This window comes from Brevibacillus halotolerans (assembly GCF_026891775.1).
In the GTDB taxonomy this organism is placed as follows: domain Bacteria; phylum Bacillota; class Bacilli; order Brevibacillales; family Brevibacillaceae; genus Brevibacillus_B; species Brevibacillus_B halotolerans.
On record NZ_JAPTNK010000018.1, the window covers coordinates 47064 to 72719 of the forward strand.

The window sequence follows — 25656 nt, forward strand, 5'->3', positions numbered from 1 at the left end:
CTTCTTCTCTTTTTCTTGTCTCCCTTATGCCATACAATCAGCAAAACAAAGGGGGATCAAGTTATGAAATTACGTCATCCATTGAAAAAAAATGGGACTCACCGCTATCATATCACCATCTGGATCAGAATGTTTGGAGCATTCATAACCAGCCTATCTGGCTCAATGCTTGCCCCATTTTTATTATTATATCTGCATGATAAATTAAATGGTGCTGTGCTAGTACCTATGCTTATAGTCGGATTACAGCCGTTAACCGACATCATGGTTACACTGCTCGGAGGCGGCATTACCGATCGATTAGGCCGTAAACCCGTGATGTTACTTGCTCTGATTATGCAAAGTATAGCAATGGCAGGTTTTATGTTTGCTGACTCGGTACTTAGCTTTGCCCTGCTGTACATGCTGCATGGAGCGGGACAATCATTGTTTGTTCCTGCCCAACGTGCCCAAATTGCTGATGTAACAACAGAGAATCAACGCGTGGAAGTGTTCGGATTACTCAATACCATTAGCTATACTGGTCTTGCATTAGGTCCTGTTGGGGGAATGCTGCTATACCAGTATGATCCTACCTGGCTATTTGGTATAGAAGCGTTATCCATATTTATCTACATGCTTGTATGCTGGTGGAAATTGCCTGAAACAGCTCCTGTCTCAGCTACTGCTCCCTCTTCCTCGTCTGATCAGGTAGAGGTGTCGGAAACAGCGGAGAAAGAAACCAAATCTTCCGAGCGCATTGGAGTAAGCCATGCTTCTAAAGGAACGGGTAAGCATCGTTACTTATCATTCCATCGAATGACTGCACTGATCACGAGATACAAACATGTACTCAAGCTGATGATCTACACTCTACCAATCAGTTTTTTCTATGCTCAAACGGAGACTAGCTTCCGTATCTATTTGCAAGAAAGCTTTGTTAACTATGTATCTATTATTGCAACTCTCTCAACCATTAAAGCCATTTTAGCTGTGATATTACAGCTCCCATTAGTCAAGCTTACAGAACGATTATCCTTTCAGCGTGTGATGCTGTTATCCTGCTCATGCTTTATGGTAACCGCGGCCGCCTACGGATTTTCTAAAAGCATACTCGTCCTTATCCTCGTTCAACTATCTTGGACTGTGGGAGAAACCATCGGACTAACACGCTTGCATACGTACATTTCCGATATTGCTCCTCCAGAGGAACGCGGCCGTTATTTCTCTTTACACGGCATTCACTGGGATATTTCACGCACATTTGGTCCTTTTTTAGGCGGAGTTGTGTTGCTTACCTTTGGTGGCGAAATCTTATTTAGCATTTGCCTTATCCTGTTGCTCTTATCGGGAATCTTATTCTTCCGATCACCAAATTTTCACAAATTGACCAGACAAGACGTGGACTTTCGAAAGTAAACTGTAATAAAATAGTGTTAATTATCGAAAGTCATAGCTATATTCTTTATATTTTAGAAAGAGAGGGTCGAATCCATCTATGCTAAAAACCGTTTTGGGACGTGTTCGTGTGGTTGGCTTTTTAGAAGGTCTTTCCTTCTTACTTCTGCTGTTTATCGCGATGCCACTAAAGTATTATGCTGATCTGCCAATTGGTGTACAAGTGATCGGGCCCTTGCATGGTGTTCTGTTTGTTCTCTATCTATTCGTTATCGCTCATGCTACTTTTGCGTTAAGATGGTCATTCATTCGTGCGATAGGTGCTGTGCTAGCATCGGTTATCCCATTTGGAACCTTTGTTTTAGATGCCCGATTAAAAAAGGATGCTTAGCTAAAAAAATACTAGTAGGAATACATGATTTAGCATGCTTGAGAAGAGGCTACCGATAAGCCTCTTTTTTTCGTTTTGAGAGAAGGATTTTGTAAGATATTTGTAACCCTTCCGGATAAATATTTTCTTAGAATAAGGGTTTAGTGACCCAAATCTATTCTCCATCCTACATTTGTCACTTTTTCTTAGCTGTACCGTCTTATAAATTGATAAATCTAGTTTTTGAGGTGAATAATGGTTCAACAAAAACCGAGTCGTCTTCAAATCAGACGTAACAAAAAGAAGCAAGAACAGCGTAAGCGACTCCGCCTGCTTATTTTGGCAAACACTGTTCTGTTAACAGTAGGCCTCCTAATCGTCGCTTGTATCTATCTTCCCGAAAAAATTGACAACTTCTTCTCCTCTCAAAATGGCGCATCTTCAGACTCAACAAAACCTACACCTGACAATGTTCGTCTTACGTTTGCAGGCGATATCATGATGTCTGGACATGTGGAGACTTTATTAAAGGATAAAGGATATGATCATGCCTTTACGCATGTAAAAGATATATTCCTAGCCGACGATTACACAATCGGCAACTTGGAGACTCCTATCACCGAAAAAGGGTCTCCGGCCGCAAACAAGCAGTTTGTCTATAAATCATCGCCTGAAGCAGTCACGGCTATGAAGAAATCAGGGATTGATCTCGTGAATCTAGCCAACAATCATTCAATGGATCAGGGAGAAGACGGATTATTAGATACGATGTACACGTTAGACAAGGAGAAGATCGCGTATGTAGGAGCTGGTGTTAATGCTGATCGTGCCTATTCCCCTGTTTTTGTAGAACGTAATGGGATTAAAATGGCATTCTTCGGCTTTAGTCGTGTCGTTCCAGAAATTAGCTGGTATGCCGGCAAAAATAAGACAGGCCTAGCGGTAATGTATGATCCTAAACGGGCAGTGGAGGCTGTACAAGCTGCCAAAAAGGAAGCTGATCTAGTCATTGTCATCGCTCATTGGGGAAAGGAAAAGGTAGATTTTCCTGTAGAGCACCAAAAGGAATTGGCTAAAGCTCTTGTGAGCGCAGGGGCTGATCTTATTGTTGGTGGTCATCCTCATGTTCTCCAAGGCTTTGAGCAGCTTGATGGAAAATGGGTTGCATACAGCATGGGAAATTTCATCTTTACCCGCGCCACACAGCCGAAAACCTGGGAAACCATGTTGCTACAAGCTACCCTGACGAAGGAAGGCGTTAAGGAACTGAAAATGATCCCATACCACGCAGAGCTTGGTCAGGCTGTTCCGATGAATGAAGAAAATTCTCGTCAATTGATCAAGCGGATCGAGTCAATCTCTTCAGGTGTTACCATTGCAGAGGATGGTACCATTACAGCTTCAGAGAAACGGGCAAACACCATGAATAATCAGAGGGAATAGTCTGTTCAGGGAATTTATACATTGCAGGCAGAAACATTCCAGCTTGACACAGGAATGAAGGCAACAATACAGATTTCATCATTCATCAAGACTAATTTAAAATAACTTACATGTATCCAACGCTTTAAACGTTGGATACATGTATATAAAGTATAAAATGCGTACTTTAAAAAGGAAAAGGCTCCTCACAGAGCCTATTTTATTCCTAAAACCTTCAATAACCGCAACGGCGGACTAAGAAGAGAAAATAAAGTCCTAGACTGCCTCTGTTGTGTCTGCCACTTTTCAACTATCGAACCCGTTAGTTGAACATGAAACATACTTTTTTAGGTCTAGTTCGTATGTTCCGTTGTTGTGAAAAAACAATTCCTTATTTATATGTTTACAATTTAAAGAAAATATTATAAAGATTACCTTTCAAGATCTCATAAACCCTTAAAAAATTTCCTGCAATCCTCATAATATGGAACAAGTGACGGTCGGACACTGGGTCTTTTTTTGATTGTCTCTACATAAATGACTTTCTTTTCTGCCAAGTAACCCGAATAATTTCAAAATTCTCTTCTTTATATCGGCTCCATATATTATCGGTCGTAGAAAAAAAGGTTGCCGATTGATGTCTCGACAACCTTTTGCTTCTTCTCATTCACCCCTAGCCATGCAAACTCCCCTCCAATCGGGACCTCGGACGATAGGGACCAACCGGAATCTGGATCAAGCTGGTTTTTCCATGCGAATCCATCCGATTGAGATTATCACAAGACTCCACGTCATAGCCAAGCAGTGGGTGCCCGCCCATGCCGAGAGCAGTAGCCGCCAAAAGTAGACGTTGCACAAGCATGCCCGCCTCCATCTGCTGGATGCGATATCCTCTGTACCCCAGTGCTGCTTTGAGGTGATCTTTATCCCCTGCCACATGAAAGCAGAGCGGTACCTGAAACAGATTTACATTGTCCAGATTCATGCCTTGTTGCAGGTAAAGCCGATGATCGCCAAGACGTATCTGCCGCAACGCATGAGCTTCACTGTCATAGCGGTAGGCACCATCTGGAATGTCTTCTACGTTGTACAAACAGCAATACAGGAAGACACGGGGTTGGCGATTCTCCTGGTCCTCATCCAAATCGTTTCGATATTGGAAGGAAGCAGTCGCCTCTTGTAATAAAGTAGCCAATTGCTGTTGGCTTACCTTGCCTAAAACAAAACCCATTTCTGGCGAAACCCGTTTTCTGCAGACCGAGCCCAGATCATAAAAGAACCGTCCTACTTGAGGGAGTGCCACTGTGCTACCCTCATAGGTAATGTTCTCTTCTCCTTCAAACCGCCGAAACGATTGTAGAGATTCCAGTTGGGACGCTTCGGTCATTTGGATCAGCATCGGGTATGGCAAAACCCGTTGAGACCGTACGTAGTGATCATGCTCTACCGTTAGCAACTCCCGACACAATTCAGCGGCCGTGACGCTTTCATTTGCGCCATTCCCTTTCCCAAACCACGTACTTCCCGGCTCCACCGACAGCGGGATGACCGCATAGACGCTCTCCTCCTGTTCTGACAGCCCCAGCAGATGGTTAAGCGCACGATCGAGAAACTGGAAATATACCCCCGATTCATAGCCAAACCGTTTCGAAACTTCGAGTAATTGCCCTATCAGCACGCCAGCATCCAGGCCTTGCAGGCGATAGGCGAAGTTATTGTATTTAAAGAAATTTTTCCAAAACATGGTCGTCACAAAAACGGTCGCAAAACAAGTCGATAGATCACAGCGATTGCCGAGAGCACGAGCCATATAATCATCGAAATTTCCTTTACGCAATAAAACCAATCGCTGGTGAGCGACATCATAATGGTAGATACCGGTATGGGCACCTTCCAGCTTCAGATATACGTATATTTCGTTTGGATACCTCGCACCGCCAGACGGAACAAACCGTCGGTACGATTGTATCGGTCCAAAAGCTTGTTCCATCGTATTCAGATCAAGGACAGACCCGCTGAATTGAGTCAGACCGTATACGTACCAGAGAAAATGACTTATTTCTCGTAGATCTGGTTTCGTGATCGCTTGTCGCTCCTCCAGCATAAGCGGTATTTCCGCAGACAACGGGATGACAGGCAAGCCACGGTAAAGCTTAAATGGCAAGGGTGCGTCTTCCCAGTCCACCTCGAAGTCAGGTGGTATTGCCTTTTCTGTATCGAAATGAAGAGTGTGCAGAAACGTATCCAGCCTCATCCTTTTCCCTCCCTATCACGATTTATGGAAACGGATGCGGATGTGGATTGAGCTGTTCATACGTTAACGGCTGCTTCGTATACCCAAGCTCCATGGGCACTTGTAGTACCCGATCCAGTCCTTTAACGCGGGTCAGGTGATGTCCGAAAGTCATCGGCAACATCCCCGGAATCAGTACTTTTACGCAATGCAGTCCGTTCCGCAAGATTTCAGGTGTCGTCTGATCCACCACGATCACATCGAGATTCAATCGGCGGAACGTCTGGAGAAGGGACTTCAAATCATCCGTTAAGTCGCCATACTTTGGCTTCGGTATGAATTCCTCTTCAAACGTTCGCAATGGACGATAATCATTCAGCAAAAATTGCAGGCGCTCTTCCGCTTCCGTCAAAGCGTACAGCATAGAATGATGCTCCATCTTTTTCACCAGAAACGGATCGTGGAACATACGCACATACTCTTCACGGTTAGCCTCAAACTTCTCGTTCAATGTCAGTAGCATAGCGGCCAATTCGTGGATTGAGCTTTTCAACGCCCGCACAGGGTCTGGATGAGCGCCGCCCGCACAGATCAGATTGACTCCCTTTTCTTTTCTGTTTTTCGCCAGTGTCCAAACGCTGGGAATCCCATTCTCCATCGTCGCGTTAAACACATAGACATCATAACCGGCCACCGCCTGCAAACGGTAGAGCATCAAGTGCAATTCCTGATCGTGAATCGAAAAGGGGTCAATACGCGGAAGAGGAAGCTCCCCATACCAGGTCATCAGGAATGAATCACGTTCCACCACTTCCAAAATGGCGTAGAAAATCGCCTCTTCCAGACTGCCGCCCAACGCGCATCCGTTGGAAGTTTCAAACACAAAGCAATCCTTATCACCCATCCCGTAATAGGCAAGCATCTCCGGAACCAAAATCGAGCGCTCTTGCAAGAACGAGTAGCCCCATACCCAATACATTGGTCGGTCAGGATCAAACCGTACGAACGGAAAATCAGGTCTCTCATGCTGTTCCTCGGTGTGTAGCCCTACCTTGACGGGATCGAGCGCTTGATCCGCAAGATTGTGGAAACTGTCACGGATCACGGTCCGCTTGCCGCGAGGTGCAATTCCGCAGTACCGCTCCAAGCCCTCCAATATGGCTGTCATCTCGCTATCCTCATACGAATGCGTCCGCCCTGCTGTCCCCTCGTCCCCAGTGAACAACGGCAGACTAACACTTACATCGGCAAACGGCGACACCAGATCACGCAGTTTTTTATTCAAAAAGCCTGTTCGGTAATCCAGATACTCTTTACCCAAAACCTTCTTGAGATCGTCCATGGAGCGAGAGCGGTAACTGTCGGCGCTGATCTTCGGATTAGGTTTTAGTGATATACGAGCTGCAAGCGCCGAATCTTCGGGCATCTGACCGCAAACCTCACATGACGGGTCAGGCAGAATGAAGTGGCGAGAACTCCTTAACATTTTCAGGTTGATCAAAAATAACCGACCTTCCAAGTGGGCTTGCTCGCCTGTTAGCACCCGCTGTACCTCTGCCACGAGCACGTGAGTCATCTGCAAAAGCCCCATGTGCGATGCCCATGCATCACGTGAGATATTCCCTTGCTCGCCCAGCCGTTGTTGCAGCTCCCATATCTCTTGACGCTCACGTCCCGCCATCAGATATCGCAGATCAGCACACTGCGAACACCCCGGCGTACCAGGACGCACCAGCGGCCCAACCACGCCTTCACCAAACGAAACGAAACCGCGCAGCCAAGGGATGCCAGATGTTTGCAACACCGCTTCCACCTCGCGATGTACGAAAGGATTCCAAGCATCGTGCAACACCAAAGCTATTTCCGCTGTTTTCGGTATTTGGGCCTTCAAATCCGTCTGACGAACGACCTCGTATGGGCCAGACAATTCTTTGCACACGAGATCCGCCAAGAGCCCTTCTCCGACAACCAAAACGACTGAACTCACCGGGACTCCTCCTCCCGCAGTAAAACCCCATATACTCCTGCCAGTTCCTTTTTCAAAAAGGACTCCTGCGCCAAATCCAAGAGGAAGAGCCGCTTCTGATTTCGTTTCAAAACCTGTAGAGCGGACTGCAATATCTCTGTTTGCGCTTTTTCGTCTAGTCCGGGAATCGCCAGACTGTTTTGCTCCTGTTCTTCCAAAATAACGGATGCACGGGACAACACAAGCGGTATGCGAAATTCCGCCTGATTTTGTGCCACTAGCAAGGCATACTGCAACGAATTACGCAACGCCATGGTCACATTTAAACCTACACTGCCATACCAGCGTTCACCTGTACCGACCCACACCGCAGGGAAACCAAACACTTCTGCTCCCACTCCGATCCTCGGTGTTCCTTGCATGGTGATCAATGCTTGCAAATAAAACCGGCAATACTCATCTTCTACTGTACTCAATTGCACCTGATTAACAGAAGGTTTTTGATCCATATGCTGCGTGCTCAGTTCTTGGAACAAACACTTTTGCAACCCGCGGCTGACACCCTCCACTGCGGTCTCCCCCGCTCCGACTCCGACAAAATCATGTGGCTCTAGCATTTGTTCCGTCAAGAACGTGGGAACCATACGCGATACATACGCTTCTATTCCGGTCAGCGCCGCATCCTTCCGAGCCTCCTCATGCGTCATCCCTGTGCACACCATCTCCGGCAACAGCTCGGCCGGTCCCTCCGACAGCGGGTCAGTTGCCTGAATTCGGCACTGGGCCAATGGAAGCTGCTTTAAGTTCCCCTCCTCCCAGATGTGGAAAATCCCTGATTCTGCTGATGTCAATGTGCTGAAATAAGGGATCAGACCATTCGAATCACTTGAGTCCTTTTTTTGTTCGAGGTGTTCATTAAGATCTTCTATCCATTTGACTTTCGTTTTTCCTGTCACCAACGGGTGAGACATGAACGAATGCCAGTTTCCTTCCAACGTCTCCAGATCAAGAAGGTAGACCTTATTCTTCGGTTCCGATTCGTTCACCGCCGTAATGGTCTTGAACAATTCAAACACGATTACATTTGCCAGCATCGCTCCCGCTGTAGAGGAAAACGTGTGTAGCTTTTCGTCTTTGCAGAGCACGGATTGGTGTATACGGCGCCACGCCGACTCCCAACATTCCTCGGAGTCTGGATGCACAATCGGTCCCGCTACCCCCACCTGCTGTAGACATATCGCTGGCAGCAGCACCTTGCCCTCTTCCCTGCAAACAGCTTGGAGAACCCGCAGTTCCTCTACATTGCCCTCCTGAGAAACGTACAAAATCGCATCAAACGGCTGCACAGCCTCGCGCCAAGTATTTACTACCTCCGCCTGCAACGCAAGCTCCTCTATGGCTACCTCGGGGTCCGTTTTGCGGGCATGAGACGCCAGCTCCACTATCCGTTGTCGATCCGTCGGCAGCGAACGATTGACCAGCATATGGAACCTGGACAAGCCGGAATCAAGCAACGCCACAATCAATGAGACAAAGATCGGACCGGAGCCGATCGCTAGCACTTTAGCCTGACGATAAGACATGAAACGATAAGCACCAGAATCAGCCAGATTACTTAAAAATTCAATTTGTGAAGCATACCTTTTGCAAATCTTGTCCGTAAGCTGATGCGGACGATCTTGGCTCACATCCTGAACAAAACCATTTTGGAATAAATTTTCTGCGATTTCAAACACACGATCCCGATATTCTTTCGGCAATCTGTCCGTCAGCTCGCCCAACGTGTTCTCCCCGTTAAACACCGGCAACAGTTTTTCAATCCACTGACCAATCCCATTTCCTTCCATACGAAATGAGCCCACATTATTCCGAAAATACACATTTCCCTTTGCATCAGGGAGAAAAAAAGTATCCTTTTTCACTTTCAGACGCATAGAAGAGTCTAATCGTGTCATGTCACTCCTCCTTACCGTTAGCCGTTCCCAAAATGACGCGTAAGCACCCTTCACCGTAATCTTATGTATGGCTATTTGTCCCTCATACCTCAACTTTTAGAGAGATAGCCCCTGTAAGCCAAACACCTTGACTATACAGGGGCTATCTCTTTTTCTCAGGTAGCTCGAAGTTGCCTTTAGGACCCTAGAAGCAACGGGAACAACGACTGCATCGGAAGCAATTGAGGAAGATGCAAAAGCAGCTACAGGAACAACTGCACGAACAACTGCATGAGCAGCTACATGAACAACTGCACGAGCAGCGATGACACCGTCCGCATCTTCTCTGAACTAGCATTGCATCTTGCTGACTTTCATTTTCCCAAGGCGATACATCTCCCCCCTGGAATTTGTCAACTTTCAACTTTTTAAGTTCGTTTTGGAAATCATCCATAATTACTACCTCCAGTATCCAAATATACTACTTAGTAAACTTTTGCCGAACGGGTGAAGCTATCCAATACACGAATACCCTTCAGCGAATATACACTACATGTATGAAAGACCATCCTTGATTGGCTCCTCCTGCATAAGCCTATTTTTTGGGGCCCTTAAAAAAACACAAGAAAAGAGCCACCTTCCTAGTGGAAAGTGGCCCTTCATTTAAACTGCTCACCGATGTGGAAATCCCCATACCCAGCTAACGTGTGTGGGGATTTGTTTTTACGCCTGTATGTGTCGTTCGCTTTTATCTATAAATTTGTCCATCAGTTGCTCGAGCAAATAAAGCCGCCCTCACAAAGTGCTAAATCCTCCTGGGCATGCCTCAACCAACCAATGAAATCACTTAATAAATCAAGACTTACATCTTCATAAACCTTCCTTTCCTCATTAAGGAATTTGAAATACAGCATCAGATGATAGCAATAGGATTTTAAGGTATTTTCAGCTTTTCCAAGATTGTCTAGGTATTTTAAATATTTTATGACAGGGTACGATGGATTGGTTATCTAAATTAAGGAGTATATATCGACGTTTTGTAACACCAAAATGATCTTATAGCCTAACTTCCCGGACCTTCATTATATCCCCCCTGAAAATTGTTTTCGTCGATTCGATTGTATGTCTTTAGCGCTGGTATTTACAAATTGATACAGAGTGTCTATTCAATGTTACCTATAATTTCGGTAAACCTTTCGTTTAGATAAAGAGTTTTTTAGCAAAAAAAATAGGCAGATTACAAACGTAGAATACGTTGTAATCTCCTTCAAATTATAGTCTATATAACACAGCTATTATCATTACATCTTTTCTATTAGAAAAAGGGCTGCTTCTCAAATTAATCTGAGCGAGCAAGGCCCCTTTTTTTATTGAATGATATAAAAAATTATGCTTGTCTAGATTAGATGCATGCTCTGCTAAGATATGTAACGCGATCATTATCTGAAAAACGCTCAACTGACATCACCTTTCCATATGTACAAGTTCTTGATGATATCATATTCGGAGTGAAAACATGTGAAAAGTCTTTAGCGATTTTTTAACTGATCAATAGCATACGTGGTAGTTATCGTAATGTTATCCGGCAATTCGTCGATAGGGAACCACTCTACTTTCTCTAAAGCGTGCGGCTCCAGATTTTGAACCTCGCCGCTGCTGATATGGGCGATAAAAGTTGGGGCAACCCAATGGACACTTTCTGCTTGAACAATATGATTGGTCACACACAATAGGCTGTCAATGACGATATCTATATTAAGCTCCTCTTTTATTTCACGTATCACGGCATCTTCAATGGTTTCCATGTAGTCCACCTTACCTCCAGGTAGACTCCAGCACCCGGCTTCTGGTGCTTTTTTGCGCAAGACAAGCAGAATTCGTCTATTGTCATCTATGATTGCGGCTCCTACACCCACTCTGGGAATATTGTTATTTATCATAAAAGAACCTCCTTTAGTTGAAATATTCTTTATTTTCCATAATAAAGAGGGGGCTATTTAGCCTCCCACTTTATATATTAGTCCCACGCGTATGTTTGCTCTTTGAAGGGGTCTCCCTACATTCATATAAGTAATGATTATAATCTATTATATACGAATCCCTACTACATCTTCTACAGGTATCCATCAGAATCCTCATTACGTTATTACGTGTCGGCTTTATCAATGCTTTGACGAGTAAATGGAGGTTTTGACGAAAAAAGCCCCCGCTTGGTCGATACTGGCGGGATTTGCTGATGTAAACCACTAGTTTACATGCATTGTTACCAATGGTTTCTTTACTAATTATTTCTTTATATGCAATGATGATACAAAAAAGGATGAATGAAATGAGTTTAGGTCAGCAATTGAAAAAGTTCCGTGAATTAAAGTCTCTTTCACAAGAAGATATAGCTCAAAAAATTGGTGTGACTAGGCAAGCTGTCTATAAATGGGAAAATGACAAAAGCTATCCTGACATTGATAATTTGATTTTACTTAGCGAGTTATACAATGTAACACTAGATGAGTTAATAAAAGGAAACGAAAGCTCCAAAAAAAAGATAATCATCGCCGATCACAAAGATACTGGTTTGTACGTAGGATTTGTTATTATGTTTATAGGGTTGTTTATTAATGCTGGATCAATTTCAGCATTAATAACAATATTAGGATTTCTGACAATGGTTTTTTATGATGATTTTAATAAAATAATAAAATCCATTTTTAGTTGGTGGGATAGCCAGAAACTTAGTTAAGGCTACTCGACAATAACATAAACACCCCATCATAACTCTTATTCGATGGGGTGTTTGCTGTATCCCTGTTCCCACAGGTAATATATTCTATGTAGCTGTAAGAGGCACTGCTTAGGCTTCTACACTAATCACAGCTTCTACAGGTATCCACCAAAAATCCTCATCGTTTTTTAGCTTGATCTGTTTAAACGTTGAATCAAACTTATCTACCCATCCCCAAGCGGATTCAATTGCTCTCCTACCTTTCTTTTGTTTCTTTCCACCAGCTAATTGTAAGAGCATAATCATACTGACATGGGTCAGAAATCCTGTAACTAAACCCGGCTAGCTCGTCCTCTTCCATGATCGGTTTCTCGATTAGTTTCTTATCCCGTGAAGCTGACGTACCATTTCTACGTATTAAGGTAAAAGTGAATCCAAGAATTTTAATAAGCTATCACCTTTTTATATATGCATTTTTTTACTAAAAAAATATATTTTTTATTTAATTCTAAATATTCCCATGTAATCTTCCGATATATTATTTGGGTATATTTGTATATCTACTATTATTTTAAAAAATATTAGGAGGATGACCATGGCATCAGTTTCTAGTGCTTCAAATTCTTACAGGCAAAATATGAACGGCGCAAGAGAAGTAATGGCCTTGAGAAATCAACAAGAGCAACGTAACAATGATCATCTGCAAGGTAATATTCAAAGCGATAGGGTACAAATATCAAAAGAAGGTAAACAATTGTATCTAGCTAGCGCTTCAGCTCGTTCTAATTCATGGTGGGATGATTTAAAAGATACGGCCTCTGATTGGATTGACTCTAGTAAGAGATGGCTAGTTGATGCTGGTAATTTTTTATTAGACGCTGCCAAAGCAGGACTGGACTTCTTAATTTTAGATGATGTAAAAACAATTTTTGATCCAAAAGCTAGTGATGCAGAGAAAGGATTCGCAATTCTCTCTCTATTCCCTGCAGGAAAGGGAGCAAAAGTCGGTAAAAAAACGTATGACCTACTAAAAAGATACGGTGATGATATAGTCGATCTTACCAATGATGTCTTAAAAGGACGTCAGAAGATTGGTAAATATTTTGTAAAATCTAGGATCGATGAAGATAGAGTGATCTTAAAAGAAACAGAAAAAGCTATGAAAAGCCCTATTATTCAAAGGGAAGCAAATAACTTGGTCGAAAAATACTTAAGAGGCCTAAATCCAAATAAAGGTTCAAGACATTTATTTAGAGATGTGTATGAACTTAGAGGAGAAGAGGGAGCAAGAGTATATTATAGAATGAAAGGAGATACTTTTGAAATTTTAGGGAAATCTGATAAACATAATCAACAAACAGTTATTGATCGATTGAGAAAGATTTATAATTAGATATTTAGTAAAAGGGGTTCTATAGATGAATCATTTAAAGAAATATCAGAAAAAAAACATTTGGATTAGATCAGAAATTGGTGAAGGAAAGTTTGATCCCTATGATGATAATACAGATGTCATCGTAACCTTCCCTAATCGAACAAGATACATTGCCTCATTCTTTACCTATAAAAACATTGAAAGCATAAGACAAAATAATAAAGAATATGGTGAAAATATGAATGGACTGTATTTCTGGTCAAGCGATATGGTGATAGTCGACAATATCAAAACCAAGACGATTACATCCATTATCGATCAATTAATCTCAGAGGATAAATTTGAAAGTTTATTTACTAAAATCGAAGATGTATCCCCTGAATCTGACCATTTGTATGAAGAAGGATTTTTTGATTTTTAAATTGCTATTATGAAATGCACCTCTTTAAGTGAACAGTGGAAATCTCCAATCGTTAACAAGAAATACAACATCGGACCTTTCAATTCTAGAAAAGACTTCATTAGCTACAGTCATATTGAAAGCTTTGAAGTTCAAGAATACAGTAGATAATAAGATACCCCTTCCTACATACGGAAGGGTTTCTCATGTTTTTTTAAAATCTATTCTTTAACTAACCAATGTTTGGTTGCAAGATTTCATAAAAATAAGCAAAATGGTTGCAGAGATGGTTGTCTAAGAAAAAGAATGAAAAACCTCGCGATTAATGAAGGGTTTTATAGTTATTTATTCTGCGATTCCTGCCCACTTAATCCTTACCCGATCGTCAAGCTCCCAAGGGTTATCGACCATTATTATGATTAGCCCACCGTATACAAACATCCATAAAATCTGCCATGATGCAGTTAAAACTTCTAATAGGTGAAGCCTTAGGTGAGCCTGGACGGCGGACTCCAATAAAAATAACATCATTTAAAGTAAATTAAAGAGGCGGTTTTCCGCCTCTTTTTTAGATCCCAATTAATCCCATTCATATCTTTGTTGTAGCCACGGATCTCCGTACATATGATAGCCATTCTTCTCCCAAAACCCTGGCTTATCCTTATCCAAAAACTCAATCCCACGAACCCATTTTGCGCTTTTCCAAAAGTAAAGATGCGGGATAACAAATCGAAGCGGATATCCGTGGTCAGGTGTCAAATCCTCACCATTATGCTTAAACGCAAATAAGTTCCCTTTTGCCATAAAATCCTCCAATGGCATATTGGTTGTCCAGCCTTCTTCTGCATGGAGCATCACATATTTGGCTTCTGGCTTAATGGTAACCAACTTCACTACTTCCTCTACCGGAACACCCTCCCAGACATTATCTAGCTTAGACCAGCCTGTCACGCAGTGGATGTCATTGCGTACTTCTCCGACTGACAGCCCTTTAAATTCAGAGAAACTTAGCGTCTTCTCCTCCTCTACTGCTCCAAAAATTCGAAAATCCCACTGACTCAAGTCTTTGTACTCTGGCACATTACCATAATGAAGCACAGGAAAGCCTGTCGTTACCTTTTGATTAGGTGGAACGCGATCATCTTTTGATCCACGGCTTAATCCATAAAACACATCTCATCGCTCCTTTATTTGCGTACCAAAATGGCATGGTCTACCTTGATGCAATGGTCCATAACCGCTGTTATCCCTTGCTCTTCTACTAGCTGAGCTGCTTCTTCGTTATAAATTCCTTGCTGTAGCCAAAAGACCTTAGGCTTATGAGCCATCTTGATGGTATCTTCTGCAACAGGCAGAGTATCTTCACTGCGACGGAACACATTTACAATGTCAACCGGAGTTTTAATATCAGCAAGGGACGCAATCACTTTCTCACCCAATACCGTTTCCCCTGCAATAATCGGGTTAACGGGGATTACGTGATATCCTGCATGCTGTAAAGCCTCGGCAATCATATAGCTCGTGCGATCTGGCCGATTAGAGCAGCCTACTACTGCAATCGTTTTTGCCTCTTCTAAAATTGTTCTGCGCTTGTCATTGGTTGGATTTGTAAATGCCATCTTTTTTCACCTCGTTTATATTATGAACACCTTAATTGGCGCGTTGTAACAAAAATTGAGCAATAGAGCGAACCATTGCACCCGTAGCACCTATTGGGCCTAACGGAGTCGTTTTACTCTGAGAAGCAGTCCCAGCAATATCTACATGCACCCATGGAGTCTCTTCAGCGAACTCTTGTAAAAATACGCCAGCGATAATTGCATGACCATATCTTCCACCCGAATTTTTTAGATCAGCAACATGGCTTTTATTTAATTCACGATACTCTGGGAATGTTGGTAATTGCCACAAACGCTCTCCGCAGTACTGAGCAGCTTGGAGCATTTCATTAGCTAATTGCTGATTATTCGTCATCAAACCTGTCGCAACGTGCCCTAGCGCCACTACAATTCCACCTGTTAACGTAGCGCAATCCACTAGGCAGGATACCCCTTGCTGCTTGGCATACGTGATACAATCTGCTAATACCAAACGTCCTTCAGCATCCGTGGTGATAATCTCTACAGTTTTACCGCTCATCGTGGTTATGACATCGCCAGGTTTATATGCCGTTCCAGAAGGCATATTTTCCACGCAGCCAATGACCATCATGATATTAACGGCTGGTTGCAAGCGACCGATTGCTTCCATAGCACCAATCATCGCTGCGCTTCCACCCATATCTGTTTTCATTTCTTCCATTCCAGCTACCGGTTTAATCGAAATACCACCTGTGTCAAAGGTTACCCCTTTCCCAATTAAACCAATGACATCTTCCCACTGCTCTTTCCCTTGGTATTTGATAACAACCACATACGGCAATTCGGCACTGCCCTGCGCGACAGATAAGACACCGCCCATGTTTAGCTCTTCCAGCTTATCTTTTGCCAGAAGCTCATAGCTCATTCCATAACGTTTTGCTACCTCAATCGCTCTATTTGCTAATTCATGTGGAGGCAAATAATTTCCAGGCTCATTCACTAACGTACGCGCTAGATTCGTTCCTGTACTAAATGCTTGAGCCAGCTGTAATCCTGTTTCTGCTTTCGCTTCTTGCTCTTGATGGACTACAATTTCCACTGTTTGAAAAGATGGCTTGTGTTTCGGAATCGCTCGATAGCCCTCATATGCATAGGTTCCAAGTAAAAAGGCCTCACCTACAGCTTGGGTCAAGCGCTCTGGGTCTAGATTGGTTTGTTCTGTCAAGAGAATGGCAAGGCTTTTCTCAGATGCTTCCGTTTTGAGCTGTTGCACGGCTTTGGCAAACGCATCTCTTGCGGAGATAAAATCTAATTCAGCCATTTCTCCCATCCCGAGAAATACTAGTCGAGTGGCTGTCAATTGTCCTAGTGTATGCAGGATGGTTACTTTGCCCTTCTGATCACTAATCTCACCTGTTTGTAGCATCTGTGACAGTTGCTGATGGAAGGTTGCATCTAGCTCGCTCCATTCCTGGGTATGTAGAGTCTGATTCCGATATACGGGCAGGATGAAATAATCTATTCGTTTTTCTAAATAAGAAGGATTTTTTGCTTCAATATGTATCAATGCTGTTCCCTCGTTTCTTGAATGTACACCCTATATCTCCTTATCACTTAGACTTGATATACGTGCCATTTTATTTTCTATTTCTATTGTCCCTCGTCTGTATTCCCCTCCGTAATCAATTGAAATGTCTGATAGGGGAAGTCCAGTTTTTCTACTTCATCATACGGAATCTTTTCAGAAGATGGCAAGGCTTGTAGACACTTCTCTAAATAGCGAAGCACCTCATCCACCGACAAATCCCAATATTGTGGTGAATATGCTCTTAGATATTTGTGGGCATTTGTAAACATCCACCGTGCCCCTTTTATATTTCCACATTCCAAATGATACAAGCCTACAGCCATTTGGAGCAAACCCTGTAAAAACTTATTGGTTTTTTGCTCCATCCAAATGTCCTCCAGCAGATCATGACAATCGTAAAATTCTCGTTGATTAAATTTCTTAAGGAATTGAAGATATTGCTCGGGATATCGCTCTTGCATCGTGCTCCCTCCCGTACCTTTTCCTTAAATCATATCATATATCGAGATATCCACATTGGCCCCTCTCCCTTATTGAGCAAGAATCTTCCTCTAGTTAGAGGTTATGAAGTTGTAAATAATATTTACAGGATAGATGCGCAATCTTTATCATCTATAAGAAAAAGTTAAGGAAGTATATATTCAGTTTCTGTTACAATAACATGTAGGATTAAGTCTATACGAAAGGAACGGAATATCTGCATGACCATCTTAGACAATTTCCCTTTGTGGTCGGCGCTTTTGGCGATTGGGTTGGCCCAATTCATCAAAATCCCCCTGAATTATCTGGCGACCCGCGAATGGAGTTGGCCACTGATGTTCAGCACGGGGGGCATGCCCAGTTCCCATTCCGCCGCCGTCACCGCACTTTCTACTGCTGTAGCCCTTGAAGAGGGTTTATCCAGCAATGCCTTTGCTATCTCAGCAATCATCGGCGTCATCGTGATGTTTGATGCAACTGGTGTTCGTCGCCATGCTGGTATGCAAGCTGTTGTGTTAAATAAGCTCGTAGAGGAATTTAACCATTTGCTTGAGGGTATGAAAACCTTCAAAGTACATCCGCGCACAGAAAAAACGAAAAAGCTAAAAGAGCTTCTGGGTCATCAGCCAATCGAAGTGTTTATGGGTGGCTGGTTAGGTATTATTGTCTCACTGTGCCTACATCCATTCTGGTAAACATACTCACATGGGGAGGAAGTAGATGTGAGAATTATCTCGATTTGCCCAAGTAATACTGAAATTTTGTATGCTTTGGATGCAGGTGAACACGTTATCGCACTTGATGATCATTCCGATTGGCCTTTGGAATGGCAACACCTTCCGAAAGTTGGTCCAGACCTGAGCATTGATATGGATAAAGTCGAAGCTCTGCAACCTGATCTGGTAATAGCATCACTCAGTGTCCCTGGTATGGAGAAGAATATCGAAGAGTTAAAGAAACGCAATCTTCCTTATATTATCCTTAATCCTGCTCACATCTTTGATATCGCAGATAATATTCGTGAGGTGGGTAGATCAATTCATCGGGTAGAAAAAGCAGAACAGGTAGCTACACATTTTATGAAACGTATCGAGCAAATCCGCTTGCTAACCCAAAATATAAGCGAGCGCCCCAGACTTTATTGGGAATGGTGGCCCAATCCAATTTATACACCTGGTCGTACAAACTGGCTAACCGATGTAAGTGAATTAGCAGGAGCCATAAATGTGTTTGCTGATTACAATACTGATAATGTAAAATCCACCCATGAGCAAGTAGCAGAGAGAAACCCTGATCATGTCATGGTGGTATGGTGTGGAATTGAAATCAAAAGAATAAAGACTTCTATGATTACAGATCGTCCAGAGTGGCAACAGATGACAGCCATCCGTAATAATAACGTACATATTTTAGAAGAAGGACTATATTGTCGCCCCTCTCCGCGATTATTGGAAGGATTGGAACAGCTAGTAAACATCCTCTATCCTTCTCTAGGCGCTTCATTAGACTCGCAGATAACTACACCTTCTGCTCCACCAAAGCTATAGCTATCCTAATACGAACTTTTTAACATGAAACAACCTTTATTACATGAGAAAAAGACCTGGCACAATGAACTGCCTCAGGTCTTTTTCTTGTTAATTCGTAATTCTTGCAAATGCTTCTACACCATCTTTATTCAAGGCCTTCATCATTTCCTCGTTTACAAAACCTTTTCCACGATGGATTACAAAGACCTCCACTTCACGCTTACCCCACTGGCTGTATACGTCATTTTTTGTATCGAAATACAAATCGAGCTTCTTACCACGGATCGCTCCACCCTTATCTGCAACTACGCCATACCCATAGCCGGGAACGTACAATACCGTCCCAAGCGGGAAAACTTGCAGATCAGCAGCAATCGTGGAGTATGTCCCGCGATGTACCTTTATACCAGAATACGTGATTCCATACGAGGGATGTCCCGGGCTTTTTCCAGTTGATTCTACACCTGCATAATAACCAGTAGCCACCACCCGTACCTTAGGATATTGGTTTAAAATAGCTGTTTCATCTGATTTATTTATTCTATTTCCTAATTTTCTGTTCTGCGGTTGATCGTTTTTTTGGGTGTCCATATTTGTTTCTGTCATGGAGCTAGAAAGCACATATCTTTTTTTAATCATTTTGTAGCCTTCTTTTTTCTCGTGCAAACCAAGTGAACTGGTGGTGCCTCCTGCATCAATGATGGTAGAAGAATAACCGTATGACGTAAAATTAAGCAGGAATGCCATACTAATCGTGAGTGAACTCACAAAACGTACCCATTTCATCTTCTATTTGCCTCCTCTCATCATCTAGTCATTTCCAATAGTGAGAGAGGATATACATTATTTACTAGGACACAAAAACACCCCCTGATTACTCAAGGGGTGCTAACCAATTAAAACATCCGATATCCTTTTCTACGTAAGGTCTGAATCGTCCAGCCACTGGCAAAAGTCCCTACGATTCCAGCATACAATACAACATAATCCCAAATAGATGGGGGTGTATCTTTTACAATAAGGGAAATGACTACATAACCAATTAGTCCAATCGTAAGAGCAAAAGGAAGCCATGTCGTTCTTAAAAGCATATTTAAAATAAAACCGATGCCAAAGCCTAAAATACTAAATAACACAATAGAGATTATAAGTGTTATTGGATTTAATGCCATAAACATAGCAGGAGATACCTCCGAATTTGGTTTATATTCTGACTTTAGTGTATCCAAAAGTGCTTTAGCGGTCAATTGAACAACTTCCAAAGAAAATGCTTATCAAGGCTCCCAGCTTCTTATGTCCCGAAAAGGAGTAAATAGAAATGATAGAAACGAAAAAAGTAGCCCTGCATCCTCTGATGTAGTGGGCTACTTCAAAATATGTTCCATTCAAATTCCATTCATACTCTCTTCCATTCTATCTCCTATTTTTTGCCCTAATGCTTCTTATGATTGGAGCGGTTGAAGTTCCTTATACAATTCGCTATTCATCCCATTGCCCTTGCAGCTTGGACAATTTTCTGTTCCGCCAACCGCTACATGAAAGTAGCCCTGACCGTTACAATATGGACATGCTTCTTCAGTATTTTTCCTCATTGTTCCTCTCCCCATTTCGTATTCTATTATTTTCAGATAATTTAGTTTTTAAAATAATAACAGCATTTCTACGTAATTTCCACCTTTATTTCCTTGGAAAAAGAATCAAAAAACCTGATGTAAGCGGAATCATCAGGTTTTTTCTGATTATTTCAGAGCGTATTTCAATAAAGCTCGGCATCTTGTACAGCATTTAGGTAAAAATTTTATAACTTGAGTAACCAAATATAGGATCAGGTACATATGATTCTCCCACGAGATAGGATGACATCGTAGGAATATGAGGCAAGATAATCTGAATATACTCTGTCGCAAGCGGATCTGTAAGCAAGTCATTAATGGGCATAAAGGTAGCGATTTCAATCTCACCTTCCTGAGGCTGTGGATCACCTTCAACATAATCCATCAGAAATACAATCATGTTATCGCTAATCTCTTTACGAATTACGCCTGTGCGCAAGGCTGCAACCTGACGTACACGTGCAACTATACCTGTCTCCTCCAACACTTCTCGCACCGCGGCTTCGTCAACTGTTTCATTCGGTTCTACAAAACCAGCAGGAAAAGACCACTTCCCCTTTAATCCACCATATGTTTTCTTTACAACCAAAACTTCATTGCCTTTAACTACGATGCCGCCAGCAGCAAGCCATACCTTAGATTCTCGCATTGTATCCTCCTATCTGCTTCTTTCATGTAGTATACGCTATCCGTACAACACAAAAAAACCCTCCTATCTCTAACAAATCCCTAGAGACAGGAGGGCTTACCGTCTTTCCTATTACGAGCTAAGGTTATTCTTCCTCATGAATATCCAATAAACCATGGTCAATCATGTACCGCAAATTCTCCTGATCACGCTCTCGACCTTTTTCTTTTAAGCGTTCAATGGCCGGCATTATCAGACGATCCACTTCACTTTGAATGTGGTGGGACAAATCATAACGTTCTTGTTGCTCCAAATATGCCCCAATTTCCATAAGCGCATTATATCGGTCTAACTCTTCGCGTGTAAGAAGTCCTCTTACCTGTACACTAGCATGGCGCATTCGCTACTCTCCTAGAGACGAATTTTTTTCATGACCATTCCAATACCACCGATTTTGTAAAGGTAACGAACATCACTACCTTTTTTCATCAATGCGGCAGATAAACCAAATAATTTTTTCTTATTAAAGATGATACCCATTCCCTCACCTTTACCAAGTGAAGCAAGAGTACCTTGTAAATTCGGTACAAAAGGTGCCATTGTTAGTTTTTCGCCACGAACCAAAGCTTTTAGGTTGCGAGCTACGTTCTCGCCCTCTTGAATTGAAATTTGAGCTGTTGGAGGATATGGACGACCTTCAGCATTAAATATCAATGCGCAGTCACCCACGACAAATACATTCTCATAACCAGGAGCACGCATGAATTCATCTACTTTAACACGTCCGCGCATTACTTCAAAACCAGATTGTTCAACTACAGCATTTCCGCGAACTCCACCTGTCCAAATGACAGTTTTCGATTTAATTTCTTCACCCGTAGCCAAGATTACACCGTCTGGCGTGCATTGTTTGATAGGTGTATTGATCTTGAATTCTACACCTTTGCTACTCAATAGATTCATTGCATAGTCAACTAGATCCTTATCAAATCCAGGCAATGCGGTTGGAGCTGCTTCAATGCTATATACTTTCACCAATGATGGGTCAATGTTATATTCACGGCAAAGCTCAGGGATGCGGTTTACCAATTCACCTGAGAACTCAATTCCAGTGAACCCTGCTCCGCCAACTACAAATGTCAAATAATCTGTACGTTCCGGTTCACTATTATAAGAAGCAAACATATATTCAATGTGTTCTTTAATCTTTTGAACCGCATTGATGCTGCGGATTGTAAGTGCATTTTCTTTAAGACCTTCGATACCAAATGTTTCTGGATCGCTACCAAGACCAATAACCAAATAGTCGTATTCTAGCTCTGTTCCGTCTTCAAGCGTTACTTTTTGTTGTTCGCCAGAAATGTTAGAAACGGTACCTTTAATTACATTTACTTTATTTTTATCAATGATTTCATTTAAGAAAATTTGAGCTCGACTAGCTGGCATTGTACCTGCTGCCGGCTCATGAAGCCATGTAGTTAAATAGTGATAGTCATGCTTGCTGACTAGAGTCACTTCTGCTTCATTATGATTTAATTTTTTTTGCAATTCACAAGCGGTGGTAACCCCGCCATAACCTGCCCCCAGGATTAGAATCTTTGGTGTGCTCATGGATAAACTCCTTCCATCTCTCGTTACAAATTTTAAAAAATCATCTTACATCATGTGTTTTTTTTCACGATAAAAGATAGTATTTATACTGTTCCCTGCATCATAAAAAATAATTGCAATAGTGATTATCTAAAATAATTACAGTGAAAATTAAGCATGTCACAGTGAAAAAGATCAAATATCTGTGAAAAATTGCACATATTTCACCAACACAAACTAATAATAGAGACATTTTTCATGGTTTGCAAGTAGTTTTTGACACAAAATTGCCGAATTTGACTCTAAATTGTTGTTGATTCATACTTCCTCTTTTTTTTCAGGTGTTCGGCTGTATATAATAGAAAGTGGCTTAGCATTTTTATAGTGAATATGGAGGTGTATGGGACTTTGAGTTCATTAAAAAGAGATGAGCAGGTATACGATCTAACAATTATTGGTGGAGGTCCCGCTGGTTTGTTTACGGCTTTTTACGGCGGTATGCGTCAAGCGAGCGTGAAAATCATCGAAAGCATGCCACAATTAGGCGGACAATTAAGTGCGTTATACCCCGAGAAGTATATTTATGATGTAGCAGGATTTCCAAAAGTACGAGCGCAAGAATTGGTAGATGGCCTTAAGCAACAAATCTCTCATTTTACCCCTACCATTTGCTTAGAGGAAAAGGTTGAAGATGTAGCAAAGCAAGCAGATGGAAGCTTACAAATTACTACAGACAAAGGGATGCATTACTCAAAAGCTGTTATTATTACGGCTGGAGTCGGTGCGTTTGAACCTCGTCGTCTGGAGCATCCCGACTCCATGAGCTTTGAAAAAACAAATCTGCATTATTTTGTTACTGATTTAAACACCTTTAAAGATAAACGTGTTGTTCTATTTGGTGGTGGAGATTCCGCTGTTGACTGGGCAATGATGCTGGAGCCGATTGCGAAAGAAGTACATATCGTTCATCGTCGCGATAAATTCCGCGCACATGAGCATAGTGTAGAGAAAATGATGGCTTCTCGGGTGAATGTACTCACTCCTTATGAACTATCCTCCATTAAATCAGACCAAGGCAGAATCACGGGCCTTACGATTGAGCATAACATCAGCAAAGAGTTAACTGAAATCGAAGTAGACGATGTCATTGTGAACTTCGGCTTCATTTCATCCCTAGGACCTATTAAAAATTGGGGAATTCAGCTAGAGAAGAATTCCATTGTTGTTAACTCAAAAATGGAGACTAGTGTTCCAGGCATTTATGCGGCAGGCGATATTGCTACCTACCCAGGTAAAGTTAAGCTGATTGCAGTTGGGTTTGGTGAGGCTCCTACGGCTGTTAACAATGCGATTGCCTATATCAATCCAAATGCCAAGCTACAACCGGGCCACTCCTCCAGCATGAATTTATAAAACAGCTTCAAAAACCGCTTACCGATATAGACAGAACATTGTCAATTCACAAACTTCTTTTCAACCCCCTTCCCTTTTCATTAAGAAGGGGGTTTTTTGCATAACGTTTCTTCAGCTCGCACACTCTATTTCTAGGAGGTGCGATATGAACAGCTCCATATGCCCCATTTGCAATGGATTTCGGGAATTATTAGAACGCTGTCCCAATTGCCGTAGCTATTTTCAAGACAAAGGAAAACTCTCCGATTATCAAGGCGATTACAGTCCGTATGTCTCCATTGACGATAGTAAGAGATCAAACGGCTATGCCGATTTAATTCCTCAGCTCTGTTTACATATATGTAGCTGTACAGAGTGTGGATGCTCGAAAATAGTACCCGTGCAGGAGCAAAGCTTAGCTTCCATTCACTTAGAGTAGGCACACTCATATTGAGTTTGTGCCTTTTTTTATGTTCTGCACTTCTTTTTTACCTTCCATTTCGAGTAAAATAAGAAAGGAACAGCGTATAAGGGGCTTTTTGTAAACGTCTCATCAGGCTTTGAGCAAATGAGAAACAATTTCTTGTTTCCTAAATGAAACTTCTCTCGACTACAGACGTAATACAGAGTATAAGCGCTAAAATGCTAGGGCCTATGGGCCTAACTAATATGTTTGCTACTAACAAGGAGGAATGCTTTGTGTCATTCTTTAAACGTCTACGTGATTTAACCATGTCTAACTTGTATGCTCTAATTGAAAAAGCAGAAGATCCAATTAAAATGACTGACCAATATCTACGTGATATGCAGCAGGATTTAGAGGATGCTGAGAAAGCTGTAGCTGCTCAAATCGCTCTTGAAAAAAAATTCAAGCTGCTGTATGAGGAACAAGAAGCATTGGTTCAAAAGCGTGAGGAGCAAGCACACATTGCCGCTCAAGCTCAAAACATTGATCTTGCTCGTCGTGCATTAGAAGAGAAAAAATCAGCTACTGCAAAAATGGAAGAATACAAAGCGAGCTATGCAAAAAATAAAGAAGCCGCCGACAACCTGCGCTTGAAGCTAGAAGAAATGCGTAAGCAAGTGGTGGAATTGAAAAATAAACGTGAAACACTAGTGGCTCGCGTGAATGCAGCAAATGCGCAAAAAAATATCAACAAAAGCATGGCTGGATTTAACAGTGATACAGCGATGGCTGGCCTTAAACGTATGGAAGATCGTGCCCTTCAACTAGAAGCTGAAGCAGAGGCAAGCGGTGAAATTTACAAAAAACAAACCTCGCTAGATGATGAAATTGCCCAATTGCATAAAGATAAAGTAGTAGAGGATGAACTAGCTGCGCTACTAAAAAAATATCAGGGGTAAACCGCTTTATGCGGCCCCCCTTTCTTCTTTCTGTTACTTATTCCACGTTTTTTCACTGGATATTACACGCATCATGCGTCAAAATGATAAAGGAG

The 25656-nt window shown here is 42.1% G+C and carries 28 protein-coding genes and 1 pseudogene; 11 read left to right on the plus strand and 18 right to left on the minus strand.

The annotated features are described in order from the left end of the window. Window positions 1-63 precede the first annotated feature (63 nt). The 3 genes from O0550_RS19330 to O0550_RS19340 all read left to right on the plus strand — a co-directional run bounded on the left by O0550_RS19330 (window position 64) and on the right by O0550_RS19340 (window position 3190). Window positions 64-1398, plus strand: coding sequence for an MDR family MFS transporter (locus O0550_RS19330; protein WP_258427084.1), 1335 nt, complete (start codon window positions 64-66; stop codon window positions 1396-1398). A gap of 79 nt (window positions 1399-1477) precedes the next feature. Beyond that, entirely contained in the window at window positions 1478-1768 is a 291-nt protein-coding gene (locus tag O0550_RS19335) for a DUF3817 domain-containing protein (RefSeq protein ID WP_003340791.1), read from the plus strand. A gap of 234 nt (window positions 1769-2002) precedes the next feature. Beyond that, window positions 2003-3190, plus strand: a complete 1188-nt coding sequence (locus O0550_RS19340) for a CapA family protein (protein ID WP_003340792.1) — start codon at window positions 2003-2005, stop codon at window positions 3188-3190. A 652-nt stretch (window positions 3191-3842) separates the two neighbouring features. On the opposite strand, the gene O0550_RS19345 is transcribed toward O0550_RS19340, so the two are convergent. From O0550_RS19345 to O0550_RS19365, 6 genes are all read right to left on the minus strand, one after another. Continuing rightward, window positions 3843-5423: a SagB family peptide dehydrogenase gene (locus tag O0550_RS19345; protein WP_258427085.1), complete on the minus strand. Its 1581-nt coding sequence runs from the start codon at window positions 5421-5423 to the stop codon at window positions 3843-3845. Window positions 5424-5445: 22 nt separating this feature from the next. Continuing rightward, window positions 5446-7389: a TOMM precursor leader peptide-binding protein gene (locus O0550_RS19350; RefSeq protein ID WP_258427086.1), complete on the minus strand. Its 1944-nt coding sequence runs from the start codon at window positions 7387-7389 to the stop codon at window positions 5446-5448. After that, window positions 7386-9323: a putative thiazole-containing bacteriocin maturation protein gene (locus O0550_RS19355; RefSeq protein WP_258427087.1), complete on the minus strand. Its 1938-nt coding sequence runs from the start codon at window positions 9321-9323 to the stop codon at window positions 7386-7388. The genes O0550_RS19350 and O0550_RS19355 overlap by 4 nt, the downstream gene beginning before the upstream one ends. 184 nt (window positions 9324-9507) lie before the next feature. Then, the gene (locus O0550_RS24745; RefSeq protein WP_096888030.1) at window positions 9508-9756 is read right to left on the minus strand and encodes a heterocycloanthracin/sonorensin family bacteriocin; all 249 of its coding nucleotides are present in this window, start codon (window positions 9754-9756) and stop codon (window positions 9508-9510) included. Between the two features lie 313 nt (window positions 9757-10069). After that, entirely contained in the window at window positions 10070-10312 is a 243-nt protein-coding gene (locus O0550_RS19360; protein ID WP_309304392.1) for a site-specific integrase, read from the minus strand. Window positions 10313-10831: 519 nt separating this feature from the next. Then, window positions 10832-11242 carry an NUDIX hydrolase gene (locus tag O0550_RS19365; RefSeq protein ID WP_258427088.1) on the minus strand — a complete coding sequence of 137 codons (411 nt, stop codon included), beginning with the start codon at window positions 11240-11242 and terminating at the stop codon, window positions 10832-10834. Between the two features lie 389 nt (window positions 11243-11631). Between O0550_RS19365 and O0550_RS19370 the strand changes: the two genes are divergently transcribed. Then, a complete protein-coding gene (locus O0550_RS19370) occupies window positions 11632-12039 on the plus strand; it encodes a helix-turn-helix domain-containing protein (RefSeq protein WP_258427089.1) in 408 nt (135 codons plus the stop codon). Window positions 12040-12150: 111 nt separating this feature from the next. Here O0550_RS19370 and O0550_RS24575 read toward each other — a convergent pair. After that, a pseudogene (locus O0550_RS24575) lies at window positions 12151-12429 on the minus strand (YolD-like family protein). 187 nt (window positions 12430-12616) lie between these two features. Here O0550_RS24575 and O0550_RS19380 point away from each other — a divergent pair. Both O0550_RS19380 and O0550_RS19385 read left to right on the plus strand, forming a co-directional pair. Then, entirely contained in the window at window positions 12617-13414 is a 798-nt protein-coding gene (locus O0550_RS19380) for a hypothetical protein (RefSeq protein WP_258427091.1), read from the plus strand. A gap of 25 nt (window positions 13415-13439) precedes the next feature. After that, entirely contained in the window at window positions 13440-13817 is a 378-nt protein-coding gene (locus O0550_RS19385) for a hypothetical protein (protein ID WP_258427092.1), read from the plus strand. A 558-nt stretch (window positions 13818-14375) separates the two neighbouring features. On the opposite strand, the gene O0550_RS19390 is transcribed toward O0550_RS19385, so the two are convergent. The 5 genes from O0550_RS19390 to O0550_RS19410 form a co-directional block, all read right to left on the minus strand. Next, window positions 14376-14969 (minus strand): sulfite oxidase-like oxidoreductase, encoded by a 594-nt coding sequence (locus O0550_RS19390; protein WP_003334666.1) that lies wholly within the window; start codon window positions 14967-14969, stop codon window positions 14376-14378. Window positions 14970-14983: 14 nt separating this feature from the next. After that, entirely contained in the window at window positions 14984-15415 is a 432-nt protein-coding gene (locus tag O0550_RS19395) for a CoA-binding protein (protein WP_258427093.1), read from the minus strand. A 31-nt stretch (window positions 15416-15446) separates the two neighbouring features. Continuing rightward, window positions 15447-16943: a leucyl aminopeptidase gene (locus O0550_RS19400; protein WP_258427094.1), complete on the minus strand. Its 1497-nt coding sequence runs from the start codon at window positions 16941-16943 to the stop codon at window positions 15447-15449. A gap of 83 nt (window positions 16944-17026) precedes the next feature. Next, on the minus strand, window positions 17027-17425 hold the full coding sequence (locus O0550_RS19405) for a DUF309 domain-containing protein (protein WP_003340821.1): 399 nt from the start codon (window positions 17423-17425) through the stop codon (window positions 17027-17029). Between the two features lie 164 nt (window positions 17426-17589). Next, the gene (locus O0550_RS19410) at window positions 17590-17730 is read right to left on the minus strand and encodes a hypothetical protein (RefSeq protein WP_018673480.1); all 141 of its coding nucleotides are present in this window, start codon (window positions 17728-17730) and stop codon (window positions 17590-17592) included. Between O0550_RS19410 and O0550_RS19415 the strand changes: the two genes are divergently transcribed. Both O0550_RS19415 and O0550_RS19420 read left to right on the plus strand, forming a co-directional pair. Continuing rightward, window positions 17666-18139 carry a divergent PAP2 family protein gene (locus O0550_RS19415; RefSeq protein WP_031309465.1) on the plus strand — a complete coding sequence of 158 codons (474 nt, stop codon included), beginning with the start codon at window positions 17666-17668 and terminating at the stop codon, window positions 18137-18139. The two genes, O0550_RS19410 and O0550_RS19415, sit on opposite strands and share 65 nt — an antisense overlap. A gap of 27 nt (window positions 18140-18166) precedes the next feature. Next, entirely contained in the window at window positions 18167-18991 is an 825-nt protein-coding gene (locus O0550_RS19420; protein ID WP_258427095.1) for a cobalamin-binding protein, read from the plus strand. 90 nt (window positions 18992-19081) lie between these two features. On the opposite strand, the gene O0550_RS19425 is transcribed toward O0550_RS19420, so the two are convergent. The 6 genes from O0550_RS19425 to O0550_RS19450 form a co-directional block, all read right to left on the minus strand. Beyond that, a complete protein-coding gene (locus O0550_RS19425; RefSeq protein WP_003334659.1) occupies window positions 19082-19759 on the minus strand; it encodes a 3D domain-containing protein in 678 nt (225 codons plus the stop codon). A gap of 110 nt (window positions 19760-19869) precedes the next feature. Beyond that, the gene (locus tag O0550_RS19430) at window positions 19870-20151 is read right to left on the minus strand and encodes a YuiB family protein (protein ID WP_003334658.1); all 282 of its coding nucleotides are present in this window, start codon (window positions 20149-20151) and stop codon (window positions 19870-19872) included. 264 nt (window positions 20152-20415) lie between these two features. Beyond that, window positions 20416-20565, minus strand: coding sequence for a YuiA family protein (locus O0550_RS19435; RefSeq protein WP_258420047.1), 150 nt, complete (start codon window positions 20563-20565; stop codon window positions 20416-20418). A 193-nt stretch (window positions 20566-20758) separates the two neighbouring features. Then, the gene (locus O0550_RS19440) at window positions 20759-21235 is read right to left on the minus strand and encodes an NUDIX domain-containing protein (RefSeq protein WP_003334656.1); all 477 of its coding nucleotides are present in this window, start codon (window positions 21233-21235) and stop codon (window positions 20759-20761) included. Between the two features lie 124 nt (window positions 21236-21359). Then, on the minus strand, window positions 21360-21614 hold the full coding sequence (locus O0550_RS19445; protein ID WP_003340837.1) for a hypothetical protein: 255 nt from the start codon (window positions 21612-21614) through the stop codon (window positions 21360-21362). A gap of 11 nt (window positions 21615-21625) precedes the next feature. Then, entirely contained in the window at window positions 21626-22825 is a 1200-nt protein-coding gene (locus O0550_RS19450) for an NAD(P)/FAD-dependent oxidoreductase (protein ID WP_003334654.1), read from the minus strand. 369 nt (window positions 22826-23194) lie between these two features. Here O0550_RS19450 and O0550_RS19455 point away from each other — a divergent pair, with 369 nt between their 5' ends. The 3 genes from O0550_RS19455 (at window position 23195) to O0550_RS19465 (ending at window position 25561) form a co-directional block, all read left to right on the plus strand. After that, on the plus strand, window positions 23195-24217 hold the full coding sequence (locus O0550_RS19455; RefSeq protein WP_258427103.1) for an NAD(P)/FAD-dependent oxidoreductase: 1023 nt from the start codon (window positions 23195-23197) through the stop codon (window positions 24215-24217). Between the two features lie 145 nt (window positions 24218-24362). Further along, entirely contained in the window at window positions 24363-24635 is a 273-nt protein-coding gene (locus O0550_RS19460) for a hypothetical protein (protein ID WP_138976941.1), read from the plus strand. A gap of 260 nt (window positions 24636-24895) precedes the next feature. Further along, window positions 24896-25561 (plus strand): PspA/IM30 family protein, encoded by a 666-nt coding sequence (locus tag O0550_RS19465; RefSeq protein WP_003334651.1) that lies wholly within the window; start codon window positions 24896-24898, stop codon window positions 25559-25561. The last annotated feature ends 95 nt before the right edge of the window (window positions 25562-25656 follow it).